Consider the following 26,994-nt stretch of genomic DNA (forward strand, 5'->3'; position numbering starts at 1 on the left):
ACTGGGGATGGCAACGATAGATCCCGGACACAGCTACAATGCAACCAAATTGCATTTTTACCTATTACAAAATTTTTTAATCAGGAATAGTTATGAAGTTTACCGATCTTTTTATCAAACGGCCCGTACTTGCCATGGTAATTAGTTTACTCATTTTTCTTTTTGGAATAAATGCCATTTATAACATGCAAATTCGCCAATACCCTCGCATGGATAATACAGTAATTACTATTATGACCGGTTATCCAGGAGCAGATGCCGATCTCATTGCCGGATTCATTACCTCACCTCTAGAAAAAGCCGTTGCCAGTGCAGAAGGGATCGATTATATGACCTCTTCAAGTACACAAGGTTTAAGCACGATCACGCTAAACATTAAATTAAACTTCGACCCTCAGGTGGCTTTTACCGATGTGATGAGTAAAGTCCAACAAACTTTAAATCAATTGCCTAAAGAGTCGCAACAACCTGTTATATTGAAAACATCCGATAGTTCAACTGCATTGATGTACATCAGCTTGGATAGTACAGAAATGACCCCACAACAAATTACCGATTACGCAACCCGTGTCGTGCAGCCTCAACTGCAAACAGTAGATGGTGTGGCAAAAGCGGAAATTTTAGGTGGTGCAACCTACTCCATGCGAATTTTTATGGACCCTATGAAAATGGCCGCATTAGGTGTATCCCCCTCGGATGTATCGGGTGTACTTGCCAAAAATAATTTCTTGACTGCAGCAGGCAATACAAAAGGTGAATACGTTGCAATCAGCATTACAGCAAAAACCGATCTGAATGATGCAACACAATTTAGTAATTTGATTGTTAAAAGTGATAAAGGGTCTATTGTCCGTTTACGTGATGTGGGCAAAATTGAGTTAGGCTCACAAGACTACGATACCTCGGTTACCTTTAATGGTAAAAAAGCAGTATTTATCTCCATCACCCCCACACCAACGGCGAACCCTCTGACGGTAATTAGTGATGTAAGAAAAATTCTTCCTTCAATCATCAAAGAATTTCCACCTTCCCTAACAGGAACAATAGTCTATGATGCAACCGCGTTCATTAGAGCTTCTTTAGATGAAGTGACTCATACTATTATTGAAGCAGGCCTCATTGTTATCGTAGTGATTTTCCTGTTTTTAGGATCTATTCGCTCCGTGCTCATTCCAATTGTCACTATTCCTCTCTCATTAGTTGGCGTATGCACCCTAATGCTTATGTTAGGCTATAGTATTAATTTATTGACCTTACTTGCTTTTGTCTTGGCCATTGGCTTGGTCGTCGATGACGCGATTGTTGTTGTAGAAAACGTCCATCGTCACATAGAAGAAGGAAAAAGCCCTTTTGACGCTGCTTTGATTGGTGCTCGTGAAATTGCCACTCCAGTCATTGCAATGACCATTACACTTGCTGCAGTGTACGCACCTATTGGATTTATGGGAGGGCTGACTGGAGCCTTATTTAAAGAATTTGCTTTTACTTTAGCCAGTGCAGTAATCATTTCTGGAATCATTGCATTAACGCTTTCCCCCATGATGTGCTCTAGAGTGTTATCTAAAGACATTAGCAGTGGTAAGTTTGTTCATTTTCTCGATAATTTTTTCAACAAACTTAAATTGAAATATCAAAATGCCTTACATAGTTTGTTGAACACCCGCGTGATCATGTTGTTTTTTGCAGCAGTGGTTATCTTGATGCTGCCTTATCTCTACACCCATACCTCAGCAGAGACCGCCCCCGATGAGGACCAGGGCTTCTTTTTTGTTATGGCAATGATCCCACAATTTGCCACACTTAATTATATTGAGTCCTTCACTAAGCCCTTTGATGAAATTTATAAAAGTTTCCCTGAAACGGAAAATTATTTCACCGTAAACAACAGCAGCCAAACCATCTCGGGCATGGTACTGAAGCCATGGAATCAACGCAGTAAAAGTCAATTTGCTTTAAAGCAACCGCTGCAAGATAAATTATCACATGTCGCCGGTTTAAATGCTTTTGCAATTGTCCCACCACCTCTACCTGGGGGCGGAGGCGGTACTCCAGTACAATTCGTCATCAAAACAACGAATGACTTTCAGAGCTTGTTAGACGTTTCCAATAAGCTTACCGATAAAGCGCGTAAAAGTGGCTTATTTATTTATGTAGATAATTCACTCAAATTTAATAAACCACAAATTATATTGGATATTAATCGCTCTAAAGCGTCTGAAATGGGGTTAGATATGCAAGCTGTGGGAAGCAGCTTAACCAGCGCTTTGTCGGGTAATTATGTCAATTACTTCAACCTTGAAGGCCGTAGTTACCAAGTAATCCCCCAATTAAGCCGTTCATTCCGCATGAACCCTGAACAATTAGGGCAAATATATGTTAAAAGTATTCATGGGACAATGGTTCCTCTTTCAACTGTGGTGACTGCTGTAGAAAAAACTGCACCGAATGCGGCCTCACATTTTCAACAAATGAACTCAGCAACCATTCAGGCAGTAATGATGCCTGGAAAAACACTAGGAGAGGGTTTACAGTTTTTACAAGAAGCAGCAAATGATACCTTACCTAAAGGCTTCGCTTACGACTATGGCGGCGAATCAAGACAATTTATGCAAGAAGGAAGCGCTCTCTTATTTGCATTTGTCTTTGCGATCATTATTATTTTCTTGGTACTTTCAGCTCAATATGAAAGCTTTCGCGATCCGTTAATTGTGTTAATTAGTGTGCCCATGTCTATTTGCGGGGCATTAATTCCACTGAATTTAGGATTGGCAAGTATCAATATTTATACCCAGGTAGGCCTGATTACCCTCATTGGATTAATCTCCAAACATGGGATTTTGATCGTTGATTTTGCCAACCATTTACAACGTGAAAAAAACCTGGATAAACGAGCAGCCGTAGAAGAAGCTGCGGGAATTCGTTTGAGACCTATTCTCATGACTACTGCAGCGATGGTATTTGGTGTACTCCCCTTACTCATTGCCAGTGGTGCAGGAGCAGTAAGTCGTTTTGATATAGGATTAGTTATTGCAACGGGCTTGTTGATTGGGACAGGTTTCACTTTGTTTGTAGTACCCACTTTGTATACCTACATCGCAGAAGATCATCGCTCAAAAGCATCTGAGCCTCAGTTCGATGAAGCAAAAATTCCTGAAGTACAAGTACCTGATCAAAAAGATTAAAAATGTAGCCTGGGTTAGGCGAAGCCGTAACCCGGGATCCTTGATACAAGATATGCTTTTGATTAGGGAATTAATTAATAGACCATGTGAATGACTCACCTGAGGAAATTAAAAAGAGATATAAATTATAAAATTATTTTACATCGCACTATTGATAGCCTTACTGACTCAACTTATGACTGAATTTATGGTAGTATTTCGCTTTTATCAGTACAGGTTTAATTATGGATAAAGTCTATTCCCCTGAAGCAATCGAAAAAGCATGCTATAAGAATTGGGAAAATCATCATTACTTCCAACCGCATGGTGACGGTAAAAAATATTGCATTATGCTTCCCCCTCCTAACGTCACGGGGAGCCTGCATATGGGGCATGGTTTTCAGCATACCATTATGGATGCTTTAACACGTTATCACCGCATGTTAGGTGATAAAACGCTATGGCAACCTGGCACTGACCATGCCGGTATCTCAACGCAACTGGTTGTTGAACGGCAACTCGAAGCTTCAGGAATCTCCAGGAAAGATCTTACCCGTGAACAATTTCTAGAGAAGGTTTGGCAATGGAAGAATGAATCGGGTAATACCATAACCCAACAAATGCGACGTTTGGGGGCATCTGTAGATTGGAATCGGGAACGATTTACTATGGATGAAGGGTTGTCAGCTGCCGTACAAAAAGTATTTGTACAACTCTATGATGAGGGACTAATCTATCGTGGAACCCGTTTAGTGAATTGGGATCCTAAATTAGGGACTGCGGTATCTGATCTTGAAGTGCTTTCTGAAGAAGAAGATGGTTTTCTCTGGCATATTCGCTACCCAATTGTGAACTCAACTGAATCGCTGATTGTTGCTACCACGCGACCTGAAACGATGTTAGGGGATACTGCAGTTGCGGTACATCCTGAAGATCCCCGCTTCAAACATCTTATTGGACAACAGGTTCATCTGCCTCTTTGTGATCGAACAATCCCTATTATTGCTGATGAGTACGTGGATAAAGAGTTTGGCAGTGGCTGCGTTAAAATTACCCCTGCCCATGACTTCAACGATCATGAAGTGGGTAAGCGTCATAATCTTCCGCTCATAAATATCTTAACTAAAAAGGCCTCTATTAATAAGAATGCGCCGCTCAAATATCAAGGCATGGATCGATTCATCGCTCGAGAACAAATTGTAAAAGACCTTGATGCAGCAGGCTTATTAGTTAAAACAGAACCGCATAAACTCAAAGTACCTCGTGGTGAAAAATCCAATGTCATTATCGAACCACTGCTAACCGATCAATGGTATGTCAAAACCCAACCATTGGCTGAACCGGCAATAGCTGCGGTAAAAAATGGTGAAATTCGCTTTATTCCGGAAAACTGGAGCAAAACATATTTTCAATGGATGGATAACATCGAAGATTGGTGCATTAGTCGTCAATTATGGTGGGGGCATAGAATCCCTGCCTGGTATGACAGCAATGGCAATGTGTATGTGGGTTATAGTGAAAATGATGTTCGTTTTAAATATAAAATTAAAGATTCAACCACATTAAAACAAGATGAAGACGTTCTCGATACTTGGTTTTCTTCTGCACTTTGGCCTTTTTCTACTTTAGGCTGGCCCGAAAGAACTCCCGAGTTAGAGCAGTTCTACCCAACTTCAGTGCTCGTTACTGGCTTTGATATTATCTTTTTCTGGGTCGCCCGCATGATCATGATGGGCTTGAAATTTACTGGTAAAATTCCATTTAAAGAAGTCTTTATTACTGGCTTAATACGGGACAGTGAAGGACACAAAATGTCCAAATCTAAAGGTAATGTCCTTGATCCTTTGGATATAGTGGATGGGATTGATCTCGAATCCTTGATTGAAAAAAGAACTTCTAATTTAATGCTGTCTTCAGTTCGTGATCAAATAATTAAAAACACCCGTAAAGAATTCCCAGATGGTATCAGCGCTTATGGAACAGATGCCCTTCGCTTTACTTATTGCTCTCTCGCATCAACAGGGCGTAATGTTCGCTTTGATATAGGTCGCGTTGAGGGGTACCGTAATTTTTGTAATAAACTATGGAATGCTGCGCGTTATGTATTACTTAATACTGATGAAGATCTAATGGATTTCGATGATGGAGCATTTCAGTATACTCCGGCAGATCAGTGGATTTTATCACGCTTACAACGTACCATTAGCAAAGTACATCATTATTTTGAAACCTACAGATTTGACTTATTATCAAGCGCAATTTATGAGTTTGTCTGGCATGAATATTGTGACTGGTATTTGGAGTTATCTAAGCCAGTATTACAAGATGAACATGCACTGAGCGCTTTGAAGCGAGGTACTCGTAGAACCTTAATTCATGTGCTGGATCAAATTCTTAAAATGCTGCATCCTTTAATGCCATTCATTACAGAAGAAATTTGGCAGCGTACATCAAAGCTAACCAGCGAGAACGGTGCAAGCATTATGACCAGTGCTTATCCACAACTAAATCCTGAGTTCATCAATGATACCGTTGAAGAGGAGTTAGAATGGTTAAAATCAGCAATTCAAGCGGTGCGCACCATACGCAGTGAAATGTCCATTTCACCTGCCAAGCTGATTCCACTCTATATTCGTAACGTGACGCCCGTGCTGAAAGACCGAGTACAAAAATATCAACACACGTTAAAAGCACTCAGTAAATTAAGTGATATTCATTATTTAGGAGCAGATGAGAAAGCACCTGTCTCAGCGACTGCTGTGTTAGGTGAAATCGAATTACTCATTCCTATGGCTGATTTAATCGATAAGGAAGCTGAGCTGTCACGTTTGAACAAAGAGTTAGGTAAACTGGATAAAGACATTAGTCTTGCTGAAGGAAAACTAAATAATCCTAAATTTACAGATAAAGCCCCAGCAGAAATTATCGCTAAAGAACAGGAAAAATTAGCACAAGCACAACAAGCTAAAGAAAAACTGTTAGAACATAAAATCAGGGTTGAGTCACTTTAATCAAAATCCCCTCTCCCACACGTTGGAGAGGGGCTGAGATGAGCGCATTGGCTACCGCCAATCCTTCTCATCCCCTTCTGGGCATCTTCTCCCAACTGCATTCATCCCCAGCGTAGGGAGGGATCTCCCTTGCTGTGGCAGTATCATAATGAACAAATCCCTCGCTATGCTCGGGATTGACGAGGAAATGAAACTCTTAAATTTATGACACGAATCTTTGTATTATTTAAATTTAACAACTCGATGATGGATCCACCACGCAAGTAATAAAGTGGTTAAAACTCCTAAATAAACACCGATGCTCTTCCATTCTGGCCCCACTATTTGCAACGCATCAGGACTTTGAAAAATCGAAAAAGGAATGGCCAGCAATACATCTATAATTGCAGAACCGGCAACCAATCCACAGGCAATAAGCGTCCCTTTTTGTTTGCGGGTTATTGCCTCTTCTTCAATAGGCGTCGTGCGTTTTAAACGTCTTTTTACAAATAGTGCGATCATCCCGCCAATAAAAAGTGGAAACGAAGAAGAAAGTGGTAAATACATTCCTATCGCAACGCCTAAAATGGATAAATTTAAATAACGACTTAAGCGCAAAAAATAATTGACGAAAACAATAAGTAGAATAATTGCGGAACCAATCAACATCATCGTCCATGGCAATGAATTTCGAAACACAGCTTCAGTAATCGCCGCCATTAAAGCAGCTGTTGGCGCAGGCAAAGATTGACTTATATCCATACCCTCATGAGGCATGACCCCTGCAATCCCATACACATTAAACAGCAACTGCATTACCGGAGGAATAACCAATGAAGAAATCACTACCCCAAGCAACAGCATCAATTGTTGTTTCCACGGGGTTGCACCAACCAATTGCCCTACTTTGAGATCTTGAGTGTTGTCATTGGCAATCGCCGCTATCCCGGTTACTACAGCACCAATCATGATTGTAATGGCTTCAGCCGCCTGAATTTGTTCTGTCTTTAACGGTAAAGGTAATAGATGATCCACTGCAACCAATAACAACCATGCAGCAAAAAGCATTCCTGAAATGACAACAGAACTACCAGGGCTGGCTGTAACCCCCACCATACCTGAAAAATAGGCGGTGATAACAGAAAAAATAAACCCTATAAACAAAACATAAATAACCGCCAGAAAAACTAGGGTCGGTGAATATTCATTATCCAGTCCCACTTGCTGTAGCGGCAGAACCAGTTGGAAAAAGAGAAACAAGATGGCAGCTAACGCACCGGTGCCAATCAAAATATAAGGTAACGGTATGTCTTGATCTGTGCGCACAGGTTGAATGTCTTTATTACCTTTAGACATAAAGGATTTCAATGAAATTTGGATACTTGTGGAAAGGGGTCTCACTAATTTTAAAAAAGTCCACACACCTGCAAACAACATAGCTCCTATCCCTAGATAACGCATCTCACTATTCCATAAAAAAGATGCTGCTTGCTCTGCAGGATAATGGCTTACAAATTCAGGATAAAATTGACTGACTACAGGTAATGCGATTAACCAAGAGATCACTGCCCCCAAAAAAATACTGATTGCCATATCATGGCCAACCAGATAACCAGCACCTATCATTGTAGCGGAAAAGCCAGCACCAAGACCAAATAGGGAGCGCTGTATCACAAACCAATAACCCCAGCTATTAGCGACTACTTTAAATCCAGTTTGGAATAATTCAATGAGCCCACCTACAGCACCACCAATTAATATGTCTTTGATCCCTGTTTTTTCAACTGACGATTTTAAAACCTCCGCAATAGCACGCCCCTCTGGAAACTTTAAAGAGGGATCATGAACTAAAATACGACGAAGCGGTATGGAAAATAATACCCCCAAAACACCACCGCAAACTGCAATAAAAAAATTAGTGAGGTAATCAAAATGATTCCAAAAACCAATAATAATCAAAGCTGGAATAGTATAAACAATCCCCCCAGCAACAGCTTCACCTGCAGAAGCAGCAGTTTGTACCGCATTATTTTCGAGAATGGTGGAGTTTTTAAAAAAACGCAGAATACCCATAGAAATAATTGCAGCAGGAATTGATGCCGAAGTTAAAATTCCCAACTTCAACGCAAGATATGCGTTAGACATCGCCAGTAATACAGTAAGTATTATGGCCAGCACAACAACTCTTAAAGAAAGTTCAGCTACCTTTTTATCGGCAGCTATAAAAGGAGTATCAGCCATTAACGACCCCAAACATTGTGCATTATTTCAGGCTTAATTAAAGAAGAAATCTGTGATAAAGGTACTTTTACAGTTTGAGGTCCGTATACATATGCGGCGACTTGATAGGTATCGAAAATAACATTTATTCCTTTGGGTGAAAAAGACCAGATTTTATAGTTTTTATCTATAGGTTTAGTTCCCTCATCAATCCATTTTTGATCTGAAAAACCTTTTCCACTGATTTTTTTATTAGAAAAACTCGCAATAGGTTTTAAATAATTTACTTCAGGACGAAATAAATCGGCTAATTCAACCTGACGACCATCAATGAAATTCAATACCGCTACCGTATTTGATGGATGCGCAGCTCCTCGATGATAAATAGAAATATTAAAAGATACACTTAAAGCTTTTTTGGTTTTAAAAGGCAAAGAATAAGTGACATTTAACCCTGATTTTCCTGGTGCATCAGCAGGAATATCTGCATCGTCAGCAATTTCTTTAAGGAAGCTTTTTTTAGTTTTTTCAATAAAAGCTTGCACTGCGGCATTGATCCGCGCATCCTTAAACCCTTGGGGGTACTTGATATCAATAATATAAACAGATGTTTCTTTTTTGACTGATACTGGACTCACCGCCCAAACAGTAAAAGAACATACCATGATACCTAAAGAAAGAATTGTTTTTAGTGATTTCAGCATATTTTATTCCTAATAGTTATCCTTTGGAGACACCCACTCCCCTGCAATCATCGTACGATGAGGTAAGGGATAAGCAAAATAATAACAAAGAGCAGCACTGTCATTAACAGACCACCATACCAAATCGGCGTTCATGCCTTTCTCAATTGCTCCCAGTTCTTTTTGCAAACCTAATGCTCTTGCAGCATGACTGGTGACCGCCATCAATGCTTCAGGCACAGATAGTGAAAAAAATTGGCAGGCCATACTCATCATCAAACGTAATGAAGTAGTTGGCGAGGAGCCCGGATTACAGTCAGTGGCAACTGCCATTCCTACACCAGCCTGTCGCAATAGATCGATGGGTGGTTTTTGTTTTTCACGCAGAAAGTAATACGCACCAGGAAGCAAAACAGCAATCGTATTTTTTTTTGCCATAGCATAGGCTCCTTTCTCATCCAGGAACTCCAGATGATCACAAGACAAGGCACCAAACTCTGCAGCAAGCTGACTTGCTCCAAGATTAGATAATTGTTCTGCATGGCATTTTATAGGTAGATTTAATTCCCGCGCCGCAATAAAAACTTGCTCAGTTTGTTTTAATGAGAAGGCAATATTCTCACAAAATACATCCACAGCATCTATTAAATTTTCTTCATATAATGCGGGCAACATTTCTTGGCAAAGAACATCAATGTATGCTTGGCTGTTTCCTTTAAATTCGGGGCCTATTGCATGCGCACCAAGGAATGTTTTTCTTACCCTTAAACCCGTTAACTCGCCCAAACGTCTGGCTACTCGTAGCATTTTTAATTCGCTGGCCAAATCCAGCCCATAACCTGATTTAATCTCAACCGTAGTCACACCTTCTGCGAATAACGCAAGAATTCTGGGCAACGATTGTTTGATTAACTCATCTTCCGACGCAGCGCGAGTCTGATGGACTGTAGATAATATCCCACCACCTGCTTTAGAAATTTCAGCATAACTCACTCCAGCTAATTTCATTTGAAATTCGGTGGAGCGATTTCCTGCATAAACCAGATGCGTGTGGCAATCGATAAGGCCAGGGGTAATCAACTGTCCTTGACAATCTTCTTCATGCAATGACTTACAAAATTCTGTAGGCAATTCTGTCTGTGGTCCAGACCAGGCAATCAGGCCATTTTTAATTGCAATTGCTTGCTTCAGTAATTGATTACCCTGAGCATCAATAGTAGTTGCATTTAATAGTAATTTGTCACAAGGAACCATTAAAAATCCCAATGAAGAACTTGATGAGGTGCCTTGAGCCACGCTTTATGGTGTTTTGTGTCATAGATATCCCATTCTTTAGAAACATAGGTTTTCTTGTCCACATCCAATAAGAGCCAAGTCAAGAATTCTGCGACTGTATCTGGGGACACCAAACGATGTTCCTCTTTCAATCGCTTATAAAAATTAATTCGTTCATAATCAGGATTATCATCACTTCGGGCAATCGCTTGCATGTGGGTATCAATTATACCGGGCATTACATTAGCAAAAGCTATTGAATCAGACTCCAACTGCCAACATTTGGTCAGCATGGATAAAGCAGCTTTAGACACACAATATGCAGTCCAGCCGCGGATCGGGTAATGGGCAGCTCCAGAACCAATATTTAGAACACGGCCGTTAGTCAATTTGTCGTATATCTTTTGGGGAAGAAAAAGAGCAGCATTCAAATTTGTATTTAAAGCATGATGCCAGTCTTTAGACTCAATATTCTTTATGGGAGTCAAAGGATTTAAAGTTCCGGCATTATTAACCAATGCATGAACCTGATTCACATCCTGTAAATGATTTTTGATTAAATCCAAACCATCAAGTGTTGACACATCGGCGCAAATATATTGAATGTTTGTAGAAAAAGAGGCTGTTTCTTGCAATGCTTGCTTTCTTCTACCCACGATTAAGACTGTTTGATCTCGTTTTGCCAAAGCAAAAGCTAATGATCTTCCTATCCCACTGCCTCCACCGGTAATAACAATCACAATACCCTCTTACTCTTTTTATTTGCCATGGACGAATAATACCAGACATTGAGTAAACTTGGCATAATTTTATGCGTATTTGATGGCGAACAAGAGTCGATAAAGCAAAACTCAGGTAGGTAAAGAATTATCAATTTATCGGTTGTGGAGGAACAAGTAACACAGGGTTTGTAGCAATGCGGACGGTGTTTTCGGCAACACTACCTAAAAATAATCGATTAAAACCTCGGCGTCCGTGCGTACCCAGTGCGATTAAATCTGCAGACCAGTTTTTTGCTTCCTTAACAATCGCTTCAGAGATCCTTCCTTGCAATAGATTATGTTCAATTAATTTGGTGTCGCACTGAACTAAAGACTGAGCCGCAACTAATTTTTTTGCATTCTCTAAAATAATCTGACCTTCTTTTTTATAAAGAGAGAGCAACGAAATATAATCAATACCAGGAAACATAAAATGTACTTCAACTACATGTAAAATAAGTAATTGAACTTGCTCCTCTTTCATAAGTTTTACAGTTTCTTGCATTGCATGCGTTGAGATGTCACTTCCATCAATTGCAATTAAAATTTTTTTAGACATAGGATTGCCCAATGAACGAACTATATTATAGATTGTAGGCAATAGATCGATGTAAGCTCAAATATCTTAGGGCTTAGGGTATCCATTGATTGGATGATCTTATAGTCTACTCACGATGGGGATATCTATGCATCAATTAAGTACCTTACTCGCTCAATCAGCGGAGCAGTTTCCTGATAAAATTGCCTTGATTATTGATCAACAGAGCTATACATATAAAAAACTGGATGAATTAACTCACCGTCTAGCCGATGCGTTTTTAGCACAAGGGGTCTCACAAGGAGACCGCATTGCATTTCTTTTACCAAACAGTATTGAAATCGTTTTATGTTACTATGCCTGTTTTATGATAGGTGCTATAGCCGTTCCAGTGAACATTCAATTTAACAATGAACTGATTCATTACGTATTGGAACAGAGTAAGGCGCATGTTTTTATAACTACGGCACATTATTATCAACAGCTACTTGCTGATGAAAAAATATTAAACGAAATTGATGAATGTTATCTTACCTCGGAATCGTCAGGCTATTCCGGAGTTAAGAATTTCCAAGATTTGCTATTACCTAGAGCAATATCCACTCCCTCTGATATCACAATCGAGCCCAAAGAACCTGCCTTAATTTTTTTTACATCTGGAACCACAGGATTACCCAAAGTAGTGGTGCACACTCACTATAGTCTTAGTCAAGGTACCCAAAATCAGCTCAGACAAATTCAGATAAATCATACGGATCAAACCTTGGTGATGTTTCCAATCTGTTATTTGATTGGCTTAGGTTCACAAATTTTACCTTTTCATGCAGTAGGTGCCACGGTAATCCTGTTACCTAGCTTTAATCCTAAAGATGCATTAACAAAACTGCACCTCTATGGCATTACGAAAATCTATGGGTTTCCTAAGCTTTATCTTGAGCTCATTAATCATGCGGAATCTTTAGGTTACGAAATCAACACCCTTGATTTTTGTTTTTCTGCTGGGGATGCAACGCCTATCTCACTACAGAAAAAATTTAATCTCTTGTTTCATGCTGAAATTACTGAAGGCTGCGGGATGTCTGAATTACAAATCTACTCCATGAACCCTCCTTATGGAAAAAAGAAAACTGGATCAATTGGGCTTCCTATAGAAGGTATGGACATGCGCTTAATTGATGAAAAAGGTGAACTCATTTTAAATCCACATCAAACTGGAGAAATTATTGTTCATGGCGAGAGTATGTGTTCAGGCTATTGGCAAGATCCTGATTTAACAGCAAAAACGATAAAAAATGGCTGGTTGCATACAGGGGATTTAGCATATCGAGATAAACAAGGATACTACTGGTTCGTAAGTCGTAAAGTAGATATTATACGCTGCGGAAAAGAACTCATCTCTCCTAGTGAGATTGAAAATATCTTTTATCAACATAGTGCAGTTAAGGAAGCCGCTGCAATTGCATTACCCAATAAAAATAAAACAAATGATGATAAAATTATTGTCTATGTGGTTCTTAAAATTAAAGACAATCACTTGCAGGCCCAAACATTGATGGATTTTGCTCATGCGTCACTCCCCCCCACCAAACGTCCATATCAAGTCATTATCATGAACCAATTGCCCTATGGTTTTACTGGAAAGATTGATCGCAACACTTTAAGGCAGATGGCAAACAAGGAATTAGACCAGGAGGTGCTCAATCTTTGGACACAATAATCAGCATGTTATACTAAGCAAAAATTTCTGGGGTGCAATTTATGAGAATTTTTATTTGGATCAACTTTTTTTGGGGGTATATTGTCTTTTGTGATTCAGCATCCGCAACAGCGATACATTGCCCAGAAACCATACAAACGACTCAGTCTTTACAACATGATATAAAAGCATGGGAGGCATTTCAGGATGATTGGAATAGTACTCATCATTTTGATCGCGTCACATTTTATTCAGGACACCCCAAAGAACAAGCCAGTCTGGCTCCTGACACTGAAGTTTCAAAAGTAAAAAAATTAACTTGGTCATTTGATAAACAAGAAATCTGGATAGCTTGTGAATATACACATACTAAAATTCAATTAATTCAAAAAATTCCTCATGGAACCGAAAGTTGTTCCGTGACTTATAATGAAAACTTTTCTAAAGTGCTGAGTATCAATTGCACTTAAGTCTCTTTTTTATGTAGATTCTTAAAGAATTAATTAATGATTAGGGAGAATTTAATGTTTGAACATCTTTCCAATTACCAACGTGCCAATCCTTCACTCTGGCAAGGTAGAAAGGATACGATAAGTGCTGAACGGTTCTTTCAAAAAATCATTTTTCCAGTACAACAAACTGAGCTCATTACTAAAGAGAAAAAAACCGTTTTCCTTGGCTTTGCCAGTGATGCGGGTGTTCGCAGAAATATGGGAAGACCAGGAGCAAAATTAGGACCAGATCAAATCAAAACACAATTAGCAAAACTACCTTGCTCTTTAGATAAACAATTTTATGACTTAGGGACTATTTTTTGCGAGGAAGACGAACTGGAAACTGCTCAAGCTCAATTTGCCAATCTAATCAGTTTTTGTCATCAACAAGGGCATCAAACGGTTGCCTTGGGTGGAGGCCATGAAATTGCTTGGGCACATTATCAAGGTTTAGCCCCCCATTACAGCAAGCTGGGAATTATTAATTTTGATGCGCATTTTGATTTAAGACCACACCAAAAAAATCAACCAGGCACCTCAGGAACTCCTTTTTCACAAATCGCAGCATATTGTAAAGAAAACAACCAACCCTTTAATTATTGCTGCGTGGGGATCCAAAAATTAGGCAATACCCCTTCTCTTTTTGAGCGCGCTAATGAACTTAATGTCAATTATCTGACTGCTGAAGAATTGTATGCAAACAGCTTAGCATGGCATTTAGCTTTTCTCGATGATTTTATGCTGAATCTAGATCACATCTATGTGACACTTTGTCTGGATGTTTTAGCAGAATCTTTTGCTCCTGGTGTCAGTGCACCGCAACCACTCGGATTAACCCCGTGGCAAATTTTACCGCTCTTGAAATACATCATTCAAAGTGGCAAAGTAGTTAGTTTTGATGTTGCTGAACTGTCACCGCCTTTGGATCAAGAACAAAAAACTGCTAGACTAGCGGCTCTTATTATCGCAGAATTGCTACATACTATTTAAGGAGTTAATTTCATGAAGAACACATTACTATGGGGTACTCTTTTTGCTTTACTTGGTACTCAAGTTCATGCTGAAAACACTCAGCCAGTCACACCACCGCCCCAAACTCCAAGTGCTCTAAAACCAGTTCCTGCTACACCAACACCACCCGGACAAAATTTGCCATCAGTACATCCTGCAGCAGCACCGGCAGCCCCCATCAATTGTGAGTACAAAATCCCACCTGAAACCAAAACAATTGATCAATCAGTGGTCATGCAATGGGCCACAAAAGCGGTCACCCAAGCATTTGACTTTAATCCAACCAACTTAGATGCTCAATTACAAAAATTGCAAGCTTGTTTCACGGAGCAAGGTTGGACTGGTTTTAATACTGCTTTGCAGAAATCGGGTAATTTGGAAGCGATAAAATCCCAAAAACTCACCGTGAGCAGTCAAGTAGACGGACAAGTTGTTGTAACTGAAGCAAAAGACAATCAATGGAAAATTAATTTACCTTTACAAGTGGTTTATCAGAATGATAAAGAAAAGGTAACCCAATTACTTAGTGTGGACTTAACTATAGGCCGTAAGATGACTGGAGACTTGGGAATTACCCAAATGATTGCTGCGCCCAGAGGAACAGTGACTCAGGAAAAACAACAAAGTGCTGCTCCTAATGCAGCGAACCCAATGAATCCAGGTACTGGAACTACACCAAATCAGACAGCTGCACCTACAACGGCACCTGCAGCAGCTCCGACAACTCCTACTACAACAACACAACCCGCTGCTCCTGCAAATCCTTCGGCAACCCCAACCCCAGCAACTCCTGGACAACCTACTTTGCCTGAAAACCGCTCTACTCAGCCTTCACTACCACCTAATACTCCTTAGTTATTATTTTACATCCCCCGTTTTTCGGGGAAACAAGGATGTTTAACTATTATTGACCCTAATTAGCTCCCTCATCCGCCCTAACGGGCACCTTCTCCCCAAGGGGAGAAGGGAAATGCTTAACTTCATGTAGTGAGTAGCCTGCAGCGATAAATAGTGCAATCGACATTTGTTTAGACCTCCCCTCGCCCGTTTTCGGGAGAGGGGGTGAGGGTGAGGAGTAACTTTAATTTACCCTCATCCGCCCTGAGAGGCACCTTCTCCCCCTTGGGGGGAAAAGTAAACCTGTGTTTTGGCTTTGCTTCACCCAGGCTATAATAAATAAAACCTGTTTCTTTTAACCTAATTTATTAGGCAAAGTAGGCTTATTAGCACCCGGTTCATCAGGATATTCTAATACAATAACTTTTGTACCTATGTGGAAAAAGTTTTCGCTTAGCCATTTGGCAGCACTTGGGAAAATACGCACACAGCCGTGGCTTGATGGGTGCTCTGGCACTTCATAGGCTGCATGGATGGTATATCCTTGGTAAAAGTAGGTACAATAAGGCATTTTTGCACCGCCTTTAGTATCTACAGGATATTCCCCAGATTTACAATCAAACCCTCTTCGATTATAAACTTTAAAAGTTCCAGTAACAGTTCTGCACGATTGATTTGAATTTTCTTCGCATACATCAACACCTGCTGAGCCACCGCCAGTCAATAAGCGATTCCCTTCCTCGTCATATGCTGCCCAGGCAGAAACTTTAGGGTCAAAAATGAAGCGTCTTTCACCTGTTGCTTGAATCTTTTTAGGAAAATAATCACGACCACGTTTATCCTTTGTATAATGAACTGTTCGATGCACATAACCTGCATCATCAGTGAGTAACGTAGAGGGATCATAGTCAACACAGGATGTTAAACCACCAACAGACAATAACAAACCTGCCCAAAACAACTTATTCATTTAAATTTTATCTCCACTTAATTAAAACTTGATAACTACTTACCCTTGCCTACGTCTCGAGCTATCCGGGGAACGTAGGCAAGAGAGGGAAGTTACCTTGAAACCTATGACTCCAATTTACGATATTTGATACGCGATGGCCTATCTGCAGCATCTCCTAAGCGACGCTTTCTATCTGCTTCATAATCAGTATAATTTCCTTCAATGAACGTTATTTGTGAGTCACCTTCAAAAGCCATCAGATGAGTACAAATTCTATCTAAAAACCATCGATCATGCGAAATTACAATCACACAACCAGGGAAATTGAGAATCGCATCTTCTAAAGCACGCAGAGTTTCTACATCCAAATCATTACTGGGCTCATCAAGTAACAAGACATTGCCGCCACTCTTTAGTAATTTTGCCAAATGGACGCGGTTACGCTCTCCCCCGGAAAGTTGACCCATTTTCTTTTGTTGATCAGTACCTTTAAAATTAAAACGCCCAACATAAGCACGAGAAGGCATTTGGAAACTGCCTACTTGCATTATGTCATGACCATCAGAAATCTCTTGCCATACTGTTTTATTGGGATCTAATTCATCACGCATCTGATCCACGTATGCTAATTGCACTGTTTCACCAATACGAATCACACCATCATCAGGCTCTTCCTGACCAGTAATCATTTTCAAGAAAGTAGATTTACCTGCCCCATTAGGACCAATAATCCCCAAAACACCACCTTTGGGGAGTTTAAAATCTAAATTATCAATGAGGATTCGATCGCCAAATGATTTTTTGATTTTTTCCCCTTCAATAACCAAATCACCTAAACGCTCACCGGGTGGAATATATAATTCATTGGTTTCATTACGTTTTTGAAATTCTTTGGAATTCATTTCTTCAAAGCGAGCTAGGCGTGCCTTATTTTTAGCATGACGCCCTTTAGGTGAAGTGCGTACCCACTCTAACTCTGCTTTCATTGCACGCATATGTGCATCTTCTTGCTTCTGTTCCATCTCCAGGCGCGCTTCCTTCTGCTCAAGCCATGAAGAGTAATTACCTTTATAAGGAATGCCTTCGCCACGATCCAGCTCTAATATCCATTCTGCGGCATTGTCCAAGAAATATCGGTCGTGAGTAATCGCAACTACTGTACCAGGAAAACCTTCAAGAAAATGTTCTAACCAAGCAACCGATTCTGCATCCAAATGGTTTGTTGGTTCATCAAGCAGCAACATATCAGGATTGGAGAGTAATAAGCGACATAAAGCAACCCGGCGACGCTCTCCTCCTGATAATTGCCCCACCATTGCATCCCAATCCGGCAAGCGCAATGCATCTGCAGCCACATCGAGTTTTCTGTCCAAATCCCAGCCACCACCTGCTTCAATATCGTTTTGTAATTCACCTTGCTCAGCGAGTAACGTATTCATTTCATCATCGCTCATGGGCTCTGCAAAACGCATGCTGATTTCGTCAAAGCGTGCAAGTTTTTCTTTCATTTCCTTCACGCCTTCTTCGACAACTTCGCGTACAGTCTTATTTAGATCGAGCTGAGGTTCTTGCTCAAGATAACCGATTTTAATCCCTGGCTGTGGTCTTGCTTCTCCCTCATATTGAGTATCAACACCCGCCATGATGCGTAATAAAGTGGACTTACCAGAACCATTCAATCCTAAAACACCGATTTTAGCGCCAGGAAAAAAACTTAATGAAATATCTTTTAAAATAAACCGCTGATTTTCAACAATTTTGCTGACGCGATTCATGGTAAAAATATATTGTGACATAACTACTCCATCTTTTTAAAACTGCTTTTGTGGCTTGGGTAGAGGCATGGTTGTACTGCACGTCAAGTAAAAGTTCCCTCCCCCTCTCCCATAAGTGGGAAAGGGGATTTTCTTAACTTTATACCAGTAGCACACAGCCATAACCCGAGAATAATACTCGATATAACCTTAATGTACATTACTGCAATTCAATACCTACCACTCAAGAATGACTTTGCCTGATTGGCCTGATGCCATAATTTGAAATGCATGTTGGTATTCATCAACTGGAAAACGGTGTGTTATCACCGGTGAAATATCCAATCCACTTTGTAACATAGCAATCATTTTATACCATGTTTCAAACATTTCACGACCATAAATACCCTTGATCACTAATCCTTTAAAAATAACCTGATTCCAATCAATGGCAGTTTCTTGGGGAGGGATACCTAACAAAGCGACATGCCCACCATGATTCATTGCCTTCATCATGTCATTTAGAGCCATGGGATTTCCTGACATTTCCAAACCCACGTCAAAACCTTCGAGCATTCCTAGTTCTGCAGTCACATCGGACAGTTTTTCAGACTTAATATTTACTGCACGAATGCCCCCCATTTTACGAGCCAAATCCAAACGGTAATCATTGACATCAGTAATAACGACATGACGTGCACCTATATGCTTTACTATAGCGGCGGCCATAATACCAATCGGTCCAGCCCCAGTAATCAATACATCTTCTCCGACTACATCAAAAGCCAAGGCACAGTGCGTTGCATTACCAAAAGGATCAAGAATTGAAGCCTGCTCTCCAGTAATATTATCAGGAAGAACAATAACATTGGTGGCAGGTATAGATAAATATTCTGCAAAACATCCGGGCCTATTGACGCCGACACCCAAAGTATTACGGCAAAGATGGCGTTTGCCTGCACGGCAATTTCGGCAAAAACCACAGGTTAAATGTCCTTCACCCGAAACACGTTGACCTACATGAAGTCCCTGCACCTCTTGGCCTACAGCAACAATTTCACCATAAAACTCATGCCCCACAGTCATGGGTACAGGGATAGTCGCTTGTGCCCATTCATCCCAGGTGTAAATATGAATGTCAGTACCACAAATTGCTGTTTTTTTAACTTTAATCAATACATCATTGACGCCATATTCAGGTATAGCGACCTCTTCCATCCAGATGCCAGGTTCCTTTTTCGCTTTAACTAATGATTTCATAAAAGTACCTCAAAATAAGATCATCTCTGTAAAAATTAAGAGAAGACGGCGTTGCTTTAAATAACAGAAAACTCCTTACCTACCGTTTTAAATGCCTCAATGGCTTTATCCAAATGCTCTATTTCATGTGCTGCGGACATTTGAGTACGAATTCGAGCTAAACCTTTGGGAACTACAGGGTAAGAAAAACCTACCACATAGATACCGAGCTCGAGCAAACGGTTTGCCATGCGTCCTGCCAGGCTCGCATCCCCTAACATAACAGGAATAATTGGATGTTCCCCTGGGATTAATTTAAATCCTAGCTGGGTCATACCTTCACGGAAATAACGGCTATTACGCTTTAATTTTTCAGCCCAATGATTATTTTTTATTAAATTGTCGAGAACAACACACGAAGTATGCGCAATCACTGGGGCCAAGGTATTTGAGAATAAATAGGGTCTTGAACGTTGGCGCAACCATTCAACGATGGTCTGATTTGCTGCAGTATAACCACCTGATGCCCCCCCTAGCGCCTTACCTAGAGTACCAGTAATTATATCAATACGCTCACTTACTCCAAAATGCTCAGGAGTTCCACGTCCCGTTTCTCCCATAAAACCAACAGCATGGGAGTCGTCTACCATAACCATGGCATCATATTTATCGGCTAGTTCGCAAATTGCTGGAAGATTAGCCAAAATTCCATCCATCGAAAAAACACCGTCTGTAGCAATCAAACGAAATCGAGCATTTTTAGCAGCAATCAATTGCTCTTCCAAAGCCTTCATGTCGTTATTCGCATATCGATAGCGCGCAGCCTTACATAGCCGCACCCCATCGATAATACTGGCATGATTTAATGCATCACTGATAATCGCATCCTCTTCACCCAATAAAGTTTCAAAAAGACCTGTATTCGCATCAAAACATGAAGAATATAATATAGTATCTTCTTTGCTTAAAAATTGACTGATTTTTTGCTCAAGTTGTTTATGAGGCGTTTGAGTACCACAAATAAAACGTACTGAAGCCATACCATAGCCATATTGAGCTAATGCTTTTTGCCCTTCAGCAATCAGTTGCGGATCATTAGCCAACCCTAAGTAATTATTAGCACAAAGATTAATGACTTCTTTATGATTTACTGTGACAGCAGCTTGTTGCTGACTGGAAATAACACGTTCGCTTTTATATAAGCCTTCTTTCTTAAGTGTCTCTATTTCAGTTTGCAAATATTCAGTAAATTGCTCAAGCACAGTATTCTCCTATACGTTAAACGCCACAATACCTCGGTACCCCTAGTGCTGTATCGAAAATAAGGGACAATCTATTTTAGAAAACCATTAAAAACAGCGGATCATAGCAAACTTTAACCAGAGTCACCACGAAATTTGGGATTCAAACATTATTTCTTAGCACATGCGCTATTTTTTTGCTAAGATTGTGCCAAAGTTTTAAAAGTGTGTTGACAATTCGCTTTTGCCACCCCGTTTCGCAGCATGTCTGTGGAATTCTAAAATTTTCAAATGTGGAACACCGCGAATAAGTTGCAAAGCAATGGCTTTGGCAAATGAATAGTCAATCTTAACCTAAAACAATCAACACGGTAGAGCAAATGAGTTATCAAAGCGCACGCATTAATATGGTCAAGCAACAACTTCGAACTGGCGATGTTTTAAACGAATCCATACTTAATTTGTATGATGTGGTGGCCAGACATGAATTCGTTCCTGAACAATTTGTAAATTTTGCTTATTCAGATATGCAAATACCGCTTCATCATGGTCAACGCATGCTGACTCCTTTGGAAGAAGGACAAATTCTGCAAGCACTTGATTTACAAGGTCATGAGACAGTTTTGGAAATAGGCACTGGCAGCGGATTTTTCACCGCATTGTTAAGTAAATTGTGTAAAAAAGTAATCAGTGTCGATTATTATGCTGATTTTACTGCCCATGCAGCTCATCAATTAAAAAAACATCACTGCAACAATGTAGAATTAATCACGGGGGATGCCAGTCAAGGTTGGTTAGAAAGCGCTCCCTATGATGTGGTTATATTTACAGGCGCAGTAGAAAAAATCAATGAGACCCAAAGATTGCAGATTCTTCCTGGAGGCAAGTTATTTGCTATTGAAGGAAAATCTCCTGTGATGCAGGGTCGTCTCTATGAGTTGGATCATGAGGAGCATTGGCATGACCAAATCATTTTTGAAACCAATATCCCTCTCCTGATTGATAAATCAAAGCCCAAAGAATTTGTATTTTAGGAATTAGTTTAATGAAAAAATTGCTGTTCGGGTATCTCATGACTTTAGGTCTGTCATCGCAGGTCTTTGCTGCAACAGACCTAATGGATATCTATCATCAAGCCCTCGAAAATGATCCTATTTTCAAGAATGCGTATGATACATACATGGCTAGCACAGAAGCTCTTCCTCAAGCCCGTGCTGCATTACTTCCTCAAGTTGGTATTACCGCCCAAGCAACGCGAAACGTTTTTCATGTAAACGATGGTATTTTTACCATTCAAGATAACACTTATAACTCGAGGACATGGCAAGTTTCTGCATCTCAGGCTATTTTTAATTATCAGGCTTGGGCAAGGGTACAACAAGCAAAGGCATCCGTAAAAGCAGCACAAGCTGTTTTCAATGATGCAGCTCAGGATTTAATTCTTAGAACAGCCAAAGCGTATTTTGATGTACTCTTTGCTCAAGATACTTTAAATTTCGCTGAAGCAAAAAAACGCGCTAACATGCGCCAATATGAGCAAGCAAAGCAACGCTTTGAAGTAGGTCTTGATCCAATCACTTCTGTTTATGAAGCAAAGGCAGCCTATGATCAATCGGTTGCAACAGTTATTGCATCGCGAAACAACCAAATCAACCAAAGCGAAAATTTAAGAAAACTGACCAATCATGTTTATGAAGTCATAGCTCCTCTACGTGATGGTAAAATTCCGTTAATCAAGCCAGAGCCTAATGTGGTTGATCAGTGGATAGATACCGGTCTTAAGCAAAACTACAAGTTGCTGTCTGCAAAATACAATCTTGAAGTGGCTCGTGAAAATATGAAAGCGCTTTCTGCGGGGAATTGGCCTACGATCTCCCTTCAAGGTAACACCGTAGAGACAACAAACGAAGTAAACTCATCGAATCCTTTATTGCCTGCAAACCAAAAATTATCGACTGTCGGCGTGGCTTTAAATTTCCCTGTATTCCAAGGCGGATTAGTACGTTCGCAAACACGACAAGCACAGCATAGTTTTCAGGCATCCAGTGAACGAGTGGAGCAATCTTATAGGGACGTAGTAGTGAATAGCCGCATCGCTTTCAATACCATTACTGATGGAATTAGCAAAGTAAAAGCGGACAGACAAACCGTAATTTCACAACAAAACTCGTTGGAAAGTACGGAAGCCCAATTTGAGGTAGGGACACGCACCATGGTGGATGTGGTGAATGCCCAACAGCGTTTGTTTGAAGCCCAGAATCAACTGGCTAATGACCAATACAGTTTGATTAATGCGGTTTTAACATTAAAATACTTAGCCGGAACATTGAACGCAAACGATCTCGAATTAATCAATTCATGGTTAGAAACAACCAGGGTCAACGGATTGCTCCCGGCTGAAAACAAAACCACTAAATAACAACTTTTCATTAGGTTTTTAATAATGTCCAATCCTTCTCAAGTTGAAAAAAAATTATTGCATTATACCGGCAAAGCCATTGCAGATTTTAATATGATCCAGCGTGGGGATCGTGTGATGGTCTGTTTATCAGGTGGAAAAGACTCTTTCACACTGCTAACGATCTTGGATCAATTACGCCTACGCTCCGGTAATAAATTTGAACTCTTTTCGTTTACCCTGGATCAGGCTCAGCCAGGATGGGATGATTCCGCTTTACGCCAGTGGCTTAGTGATCGCTCCATTCCTCATGAAATACTGACTCGCGATACCTATAGCATTGTGAAAGAGAAAATTCCTGAGGGTAAAACATATTGCTCTTTATGCTCACGTTTACGACGCGGTATTATTTATCGGTATGCAGAAGAAAATGGCTTTAACAAAATCGCCCTAGGCCATCATCGTGATGATTTGGTTCGAACCCTAATGATGTCGATTTTATACAATGGTGATATTCGATCAATGCCACCCAAGTTACTGAGCGATAATAAAAAGCATATAGTTATCCGGCCATTATGCTATGTTCAAGAGAAAGACATTATTACTTTCGCGCAGGAGCAATCGTATCCCATTATCCCCTGCACCCTTTGTGGGTCACAAGAAAATTTGATGCGTAAAAAAGTAACGCATTTAATTAATCAGCTTGCAGAGGAAAACCCCAAGGTCCCAAGCAATATTCTGCATGCGCTGCAAAGTATTAAACCCAGCCAGCTTATGGATCAAAGTATGTGGAATTTTAGAGATCTTGAGCATGGATTAATAACTAATCAAGTAACTAATACCGACGAAATCTTTTGCACTGAAGAATTCGACCTCGTTGAAGAATAGAATCGGTAGCCTGGGTTTTGGCGAAACCTGACCCAGGTTTTTTTATCTCAATAGTTTCCCTAGCCCTGCCAATCAATCAATCAAGAATTTTAAGATCCCAAACATCGTCACCCATAGCGCAGCGAAAGAGCTCCGTAGCAAATTCCAGCCGCTGTCATCCAAATCATAGCGTTGATTAACGATAAGATTAGGGATCGATGACGATACGGTCATGACAAATTTACTCTAAAACTTCTTCACTTAAAGGCAGTAGCCTCCACTAAAGTCTGTGTTTCAACTCAATCAATCCATACAATAAGTAGTCACGATGCATTCACAAACAGCAATAAGATAATATAGATTACAATTCTTAACTAAACCGTAACATTTTTCTAACATTTTTGTTACAATGATGTTTTAATAAATAACACTATAGTCTAAAATTAAAATTACTTTTCTCTGGCCATATTATTTTCTTTGTTAATAGAGGAACTTACTCCATGCTAGCAAATACATCAGTTGACTCTCGTAAATTTCGAATTTATATGAGGAGATATTTTAAATTTGACTTTGTTGCAGCGATAGTCGTATTTCTTGTAGCCATCCCATTATGCTTGGGTATTGCTTTAGCTTCTGGCGCACCTCTTTTTTCTGGAATTTTAAGTGGAATCATTGGCGGAGTTGTTGTTGGATGTTTAAGTGGATCACAGGTCAGTGTCAGCGGACCTGCAGCAGGTATGGCAGCAGTCGTTGTCGCAGCGATTGCTCATATTGGAGACTTCAACTCATTTTTAGTTGCGCTGGCACTTGCAGGTTTACTTCAAGTCATAATTGGAAGTTTAAGAGCCGGATTTGTAGCGGACTATGTCCCTTCAAACGTAGTACAGGGTCTGCTTTGTGCGATAGGTATTCTTCTAATAATCAAACAATTACCACTCGCATTCACACTTTCTGCAGATTTCAACGAGCTTAAAACCCATTTGTTAGAAACCACTGAGGAAATTACATTAAGTCCTATTCTTGCTTTGTACCATCATCTCAATTCTGGAGCCATGTTGATCACGGTACTCTCATTAAGTACCTTAATTTATTTTGATTTGACGAAAAATAAGATACTCAAAGAGATTCCCGCACCAATCCTGGTTGTCATTTTGGGTGTGTTACTTAATGAATTTTTTATCTGGACTGATTCAAGCCTGGTCCAGAACTCCCCTCAGCTCGTCAATATTCCTCACACCAACGACTTACATGAGTTATTGAGTAAACTGGAATATCCAAATTGGTCTGCCCTATCTAATCCGCAAGTCTATCTTTATGCGATCATCATTGCTATTGTTGCTTCGCTTGAGACTTTATTGAACCTTAAAGCTGGAGAAAAACTGGATAAAAAACGTCTCCATCCCTCCACAAGTCGCGAATTGGTGGCTCAAGGGGTTGGAAACCTGACCGCGGGTTTAATTGGTGGAATTCCTATTACTTCAGTGATTGTACGAACATCCATTAATATTCAGGCGGGATCCACAAGCAAATTATCTACTATTTTGCATGGATTTTTCATTTTCTTTGCAGTCATGTTAATCCCAGGTACTTTGAATAAAATACCCTTATCCTCACTCGCCGCCATTTTGATCTATACTGGTTATAAACTTAATAAACCGTCCATTTACCGTAGCATTTTTGCTCAAGGCAGCGATCGTTTTATTCCATTCATTGTCACCGTTGTCTGTATTATTGTCTTTAATTTATTGACAGGGATATTAATTGGATTGGCAGTCAGCTTATTCTATATTTTAAAATCAAATAGCCAGGCGCGGATAAATATTCTGAAGGAAATCCATCCCACTGGGGAAGTTAACCGCTTGGTGCTCCCCCAACAAATGACTTTTCTTAATAAAGCTGCCTTAGTTGCTGAACTTGATTCGATACCCAGAGAATCACAATTAATTATTGATGCACGTTACACTCAGTACATTGATAAAGAAATTTCAGAGCTTTTAAAAGAATTTAAGGAAGAACAAGCTCCCAATAAAAAAATTTCTTTGAATATGATTGGATTTAAAGAGCATTACAAGATCCATAATTACATTGATTTTATCAACGTCACCACATACGATGTGCAATCTCACCTATCGCCAGCAGAAGTATTAAATATTCTATATGAAGGAAATCAACGTTTCCTCAATGACAACTTAATTCACCGTTCAAACCAACTGGATATTAAACATACAGCCAAAGCACAGCATCCCATTGCGATTGTTCTTGGTTGCATTGATTCCAGGGTACCTGTTGAAACCATTTTCGATGTGAGTTTTGGCGATATTTTCTGCGTTCGTGTTGCTGGGAATGTAGTAAACAATGATGTTCTGGCGAGTATTGAATATGCGTGTAATGTCGTAGGCGTCAAACTGATTATCGTTCTTGGCCACACACGGTGTGGTGCCATTCAATCTGCATGTGACGGGGTCGAAAAAGGGCATATTACAGAATTGCTCGATAAAATTAAGCCCGCAATCAATGCCGAAAATGAAACTGAAACGAATCGCCACAGCAAAAATACGACCTTCGTGAACAATGTTACTGATTTGAACGTTGCCAATACCATCCAAAAAATTTATGAGCGGAGTTCGATTTTGCATCAGATGATAGAGAAAAATGACATTGCGTTAGTTGGCGCCGTTTATAATGTTCAAACAGGCAAAGTGCATTATAATAATTACGCACATGAATTAAGCCAGCTTGGCGGAAAGAACAATGAGCATTTAGCCTCTAAATTAAATGCGCTATTAGAAGAATCTAAAATCAAAATATAACCTACCATTCATTACTTTTTGTTGGGCCTTGGCCCAACAAAAGCTTATGTCCATTTACATTTCAGGA

The 26,994-nt window shown here is 40.0% G+C and carries 19 protein-coding genes; 10 read left to right on the forward strand and 9 right to left on the reverse strand.

Translation table 11 applies throughout. The features are described 5' to 3' along the window. Nucleotides 1–92 precede the first annotated feature (92 nt). Nucleotides 93–3,182 (forward strand): efflux RND transporter permease subunit, encoded by a 3,090-nt coding sequence (locus tag OQJ26_RS05920; protein WP_265702966.1) that lies wholly within the window; start codon nt 93–95, stop codon nt 3,180–3,182. A 224-nt stretch (nt 3,183–3,406) separates the two neighbouring features. Then, nucleotides 3,407–6,172, forward strand: coding sequence for a valine--tRNA ligase (locus tag OQJ26_RS05925; protein WP_265702967.1), 2,766 nt, complete (start codon nt 3,407–3,409; stop codon nt 6,170–6,172). Nucleotides 6,173–6,394: 222 nt separating this feature from the next. Here the strand turns inward: OQJ26_RS05925 and OQJ26_RS05930 are convergent, their stop codons facing one another. From OQJ26_RS05930 to OQJ26_RS05950, 5 genes are all read right to left on the reverse strand, one after another. Continuing rightward, nucleotides 6,395–8,392: an OPT family oligopeptide transporter gene (locus tag OQJ26_RS05930; protein WP_265702968.1), complete on the reverse strand. Its 1,998-nt coding sequence runs from the start codon at nt 8,390–8,392 to the stop codon at nt 6,395–6,397. Then, on the reverse strand, nt 8,392–9,075 hold the full coding sequence (locus OQJ26_RS05935; RefSeq protein ID WP_265702969.1) for a DUF3298 and DUF4163 domain-containing protein: 684 nt from the start codon (nt 9,073–9,075) through the stop codon (nt 8,392–8,394). Before OQJ26_RS05935 ends, OQJ26_RS05930 begins: the two co-directional genes overlap by 1 nt. 9 nt (nt 9,076–9,084) lie before the next feature. Continuing rightward, nucleotides 9,085–10,308, reverse strand: a complete 1,224-nt coding sequence (gene hutI / locus OQJ26_RS05940; protein ID WP_265702970.1) for an imidazolonepropionase — start codon at nt 10,306–10,308, stop codon at nt 9,085–9,087. Continuing rightward, the gene (locus tag OQJ26_RS05945; RefSeq protein ID WP_265702971.1) at nt 10,308–11,069 is read right to left on the reverse strand and encodes an SDR family NAD(P)-dependent oxidoreductase; all 762 of its coding nucleotides are present in this window, start codon (nt 11,067–11,069) and stop codon (nt 10,308–10,310) included. Before OQJ26_RS05945 ends, hutI begins: the two co-directional genes overlap by 1 nt. A 130-nt stretch (nt 11,070–11,199) precedes the next feature. Continuing rightward, entirely contained in the window at nt 11,200–11,649 is a 450-nt protein-coding gene (locus OQJ26_RS05950; protein ID WP_265702972.1) for a universal stress protein, read from the reverse strand. A gap of 127 nt (nt 11,650–11,776) precedes the next feature. Between OQJ26_RS05950 and OQJ26_RS05955 the strand changes: the two genes are divergently transcribed. The 4 genes from OQJ26_RS05955 to OQJ26_RS05970 are packed head-to-tail and all read left to right on the forward strand — an operon-like array spanning nt 11,777 to nt 15,684. Further along, entirely contained in the window at nt 11,777–13,345 is a 1,569-nt protein-coding gene (locus tag OQJ26_RS05955) for a class I adenylate-forming enzyme family protein (RefSeq protein ID WP_265702973.1), read from the forward strand. A 41-nt stretch (nt 13,346–13,386) separates the two neighbouring features. After that, nucleotides 13,387–13,794 (forward strand): STY0301 family protein, encoded by a 408-nt coding sequence (locus tag OQJ26_RS05960; protein ID WP_265702974.1) that lies wholly within the window; start codon nt 13,387–13,389, stop codon nt 13,792–13,794. 54 nt (nt 13,795–13,848) lie between these two features. Next, nucleotides 13,849–14,808, forward strand: coding sequence for a formimidoylglutamase (gene hutG / locus OQJ26_RS05965; RefSeq protein WP_265702975.1), 960 nt, complete (start codon nt 13,849–13,851; stop codon nt 14,806–14,808). A 12-nt stretch (nt 14,809–14,820) separates the two neighbouring features. Then, the gene (locus OQJ26_RS05970; RefSeq protein ID WP_265702976.1) at nt 14,821–15,684 is read left to right on the forward strand and encodes a DotI/IcmL family type IV secretion protein; all 864 of its coding nucleotides are present in this window, start codon (nt 14,821–14,823) and stop codon (nt 15,682–15,684) included. Nucleotides 15,685–16,021: 337 nt separating this feature from the next. Here the strand turns inward: OQJ26_RS05970 and OQJ26_RS05975 are convergent, their stop codons facing one another. The 4 genes from OQJ26_RS05975 to OQJ26_RS05990 form a co-directional block, all read right to left on the reverse strand. Further along, complete coding sequence (locus tag OQJ26_RS05975) at nt 16,022–16,636, reverse strand: L,D-transpeptidase (RefSeq protein WP_265702977.1); 615 nt, start codon at nt 16,634–16,636, stop codon at nt 16,022–16,024. Nucleotides 16,637–16,740: 104 nt separating this feature from the next. Next, nucleotides 16,741–18,414, reverse strand: a complete 1,674-nt coding sequence (ettA, locus tag OQJ26_RS05980) for an energy-dependent translational throttle protein EttA (RefSeq protein WP_265702978.1) — start codon at nt 18,412–18,414, stop codon at nt 16,741–16,743. 195 nt (nt 18,415–18,609) lie between these two features. After that, entirely contained in the window at nt 18,610–19,632 is a 1,023-nt protein-coding gene (gene tdh / locus OQJ26_RS05985) for an L-threonine 3-dehydrogenase (RefSeq protein ID WP_265702979.1), read from the reverse strand. Nucleotides 19,633–19,688: 56 nt separating this feature from the next. Further along, nucleotides 19,689–20,873 (reverse strand): glycine C-acetyltransferase, encoded by a 1,185-nt coding sequence (locus OQJ26_RS05990; protein WP_265702980.1) that lies wholly within the window; start codon nt 20,871–20,873, stop codon nt 19,689–19,691. A 359-nt stretch (nt 20,874–21,232) separates the two neighbouring features. On the opposite strand from OQJ26_RS05990, the gene OQJ26_RS05995 reads away from it, so the two are divergent. The 4 genes from OQJ26_RS05995 to OQJ26_RS06010 all read left to right on the forward strand — a co-directional run bounded on the left by OQJ26_RS05995 (nt 21,233) and on the right by OQJ26_RS06010 (nt 26,927). Further along, complete coding sequence (locus OQJ26_RS05995; RefSeq protein WP_265702981.1) at nt 21,233–21,886, forward strand: protein-L-isoaspartate O-methyltransferase family protein; 654 nt, start codon at nt 21,233–21,235, stop codon at nt 21,884–21,886. Nucleotides 21,887–21,897: 11 nt separating this feature from the next. Further along, nucleotides 21,898–23,271: a TolC family outer membrane protein gene (locus OQJ26_RS06000; RefSeq protein ID WP_265702982.1), complete on the forward strand. Its 1,374-nt coding sequence runs from the start codon at nt 21,898–21,900 to the stop codon at nt 23,269–23,271. Between the two features lie 24 nt (nt 23,272–23,295). Continuing rightward, the gene (ttcA, locus tag OQJ26_RS06005; RefSeq protein ID WP_265702983.1) at nt 23,296–24,138 is read left to right on the forward strand and encodes a tRNA 2-thiocytidine(32) synthetase TtcA; all 843 of its coding nucleotides are present in this window, start codon (nt 23,296–23,298) and stop codon (nt 24,136–24,138) included. 479 nt (nt 24,139–24,617) lie between these two features. Then, nucleotides 24,618–26,927, forward strand: a complete 2,310-nt coding sequence (locus OQJ26_RS06010) for a SulP family inorganic anion transporter (RefSeq protein WP_265702984.1) — start codon at nt 24,618–24,620, stop codon at nt 26,925–26,927. Nucleotides 26,928–26,994: the final 67 nt, after the last annotated feature.

The organism is Legionella sheltonii, assembly GCF_026191355.1.
GTDB lineage: Bacteria > Pseudomonadota > Gammaproteobacteria > Legionellales > Legionellaceae > Legionella > Legionella sheltonii.

Excerpts from the sequence above, each read along its gene's own strand:
- OQJ26_RS05920 (WP_265702966.1), top strand. The coding sequence starts at position 93 with ATGAAGTTTACCGATCTTTTTATCAAACGGCCCGTACTTGCCATGGTA.
- OQJ26_RS05925 (WP_265702967.1), top strand. The coding sequence starts at position 3,407 with ATGGATAAAGTCTATTCCCCTGAAGCAATCGAAAAAGCATGCTATAAG.
- OQJ26_RS05930 (WP_265702968.1), bottom strand. The coding sequence starts at position 8,392 with ATGGCTGATACTCCTTTTATAGCTGCCGATAAAAAGGTAGCTGAACTT.
- OQJ26_RS05935 (WP_265702969.1), bottom strand. The coding sequence starts at position 9,075 with ATGCTGAAATCACTAAAAACAATTCTTTCTTTAGGTATCATGGTATGT.
- hutI (WP_265702970.1), bottom strand. The coding sequence starts at position 10,308 with ATGGTTCCTTGTGACAAATTACTATTAAATGCAACTACTATTGATGCT.
- OQJ26_RS05950 (WP_265702972.1), bottom strand. The coding sequence starts at position 11,649 with ATGTCTAAAAAAATTTTAATTGCAATTGATGGAAGTGACATCTCAACG.
- OQJ26_RS05955 (WP_265702973.1), top strand. The coding sequence starts at position 11,777 with ATGCATCAATTAAGTACCTTACTCGCTCAATCAGCGGAGCAGTTTCCT.
- OQJ26_RS05960 (WP_265702974.1), top strand. The coding sequence starts at position 13,387 with ATGAGAATTTTTATTTGGATCAACTTTTTTTGGGGGTATATTGTCTTT.
- hutG (WP_265702975.1), top strand. The coding sequence starts at position 13,849 with ATGTTTGAACATCTTTCCAATTACCAACGTGCCAATCCTTCACTCTGG.
- OQJ26_RS05970 (WP_265702976.1), top strand. The coding sequence starts at position 14,821 with ATGAAGAACACATTACTATGGGGTACTCTTTTTGCTTTACTTGGTACT.
- OQJ26_RS05975 (WP_265702977.1), bottom strand. The coding sequence starts at position 16,636 with ATGAATAAGTTGTTTTGGGCAGGTTTGTTATTGTCTGTTGGTGGTTTA.
- ettA (WP_265702978.1), bottom strand. The coding sequence starts at position 18,414 with ATGTCACAATATATTTTTACCATGAATCGCGTCAGCAAAATTGTTGAA.
- tdh (WP_265702979.1), bottom strand. The coding sequence starts at position 19,632 with ATGAAATCATTAGTTAAAGCGAAAAAGGAACCTGGCATCTGGATGGAA.
- OQJ26_RS05995 (WP_265702981.1), top strand. The coding sequence starts at position 21,233 with ATGAGTTATCAAAGCGCACGCATTAATATGGTCAAGCAACAACTTCGA.
- OQJ26_RS06000 (WP_265702982.1), top strand. The coding sequence starts at position 21,898 with ATGAAAAAATTGCTGTTCGGGTATCTCATGACTTTAGGTCTGTCATCG.
- ttcA (WP_265702983.1), top strand. The coding sequence starts at position 23,296 with ATGTCCAATCCTTCTCAAGTTGAAAAAAAATTATTGCATTATACCGGC.
- OQJ26_RS06010 (WP_265702984.1), top strand. The coding sequence starts at position 24,618 with ATGCTAGCAAATACATCAGTTGACTCTCGTAAATTTCGAATTTATATG.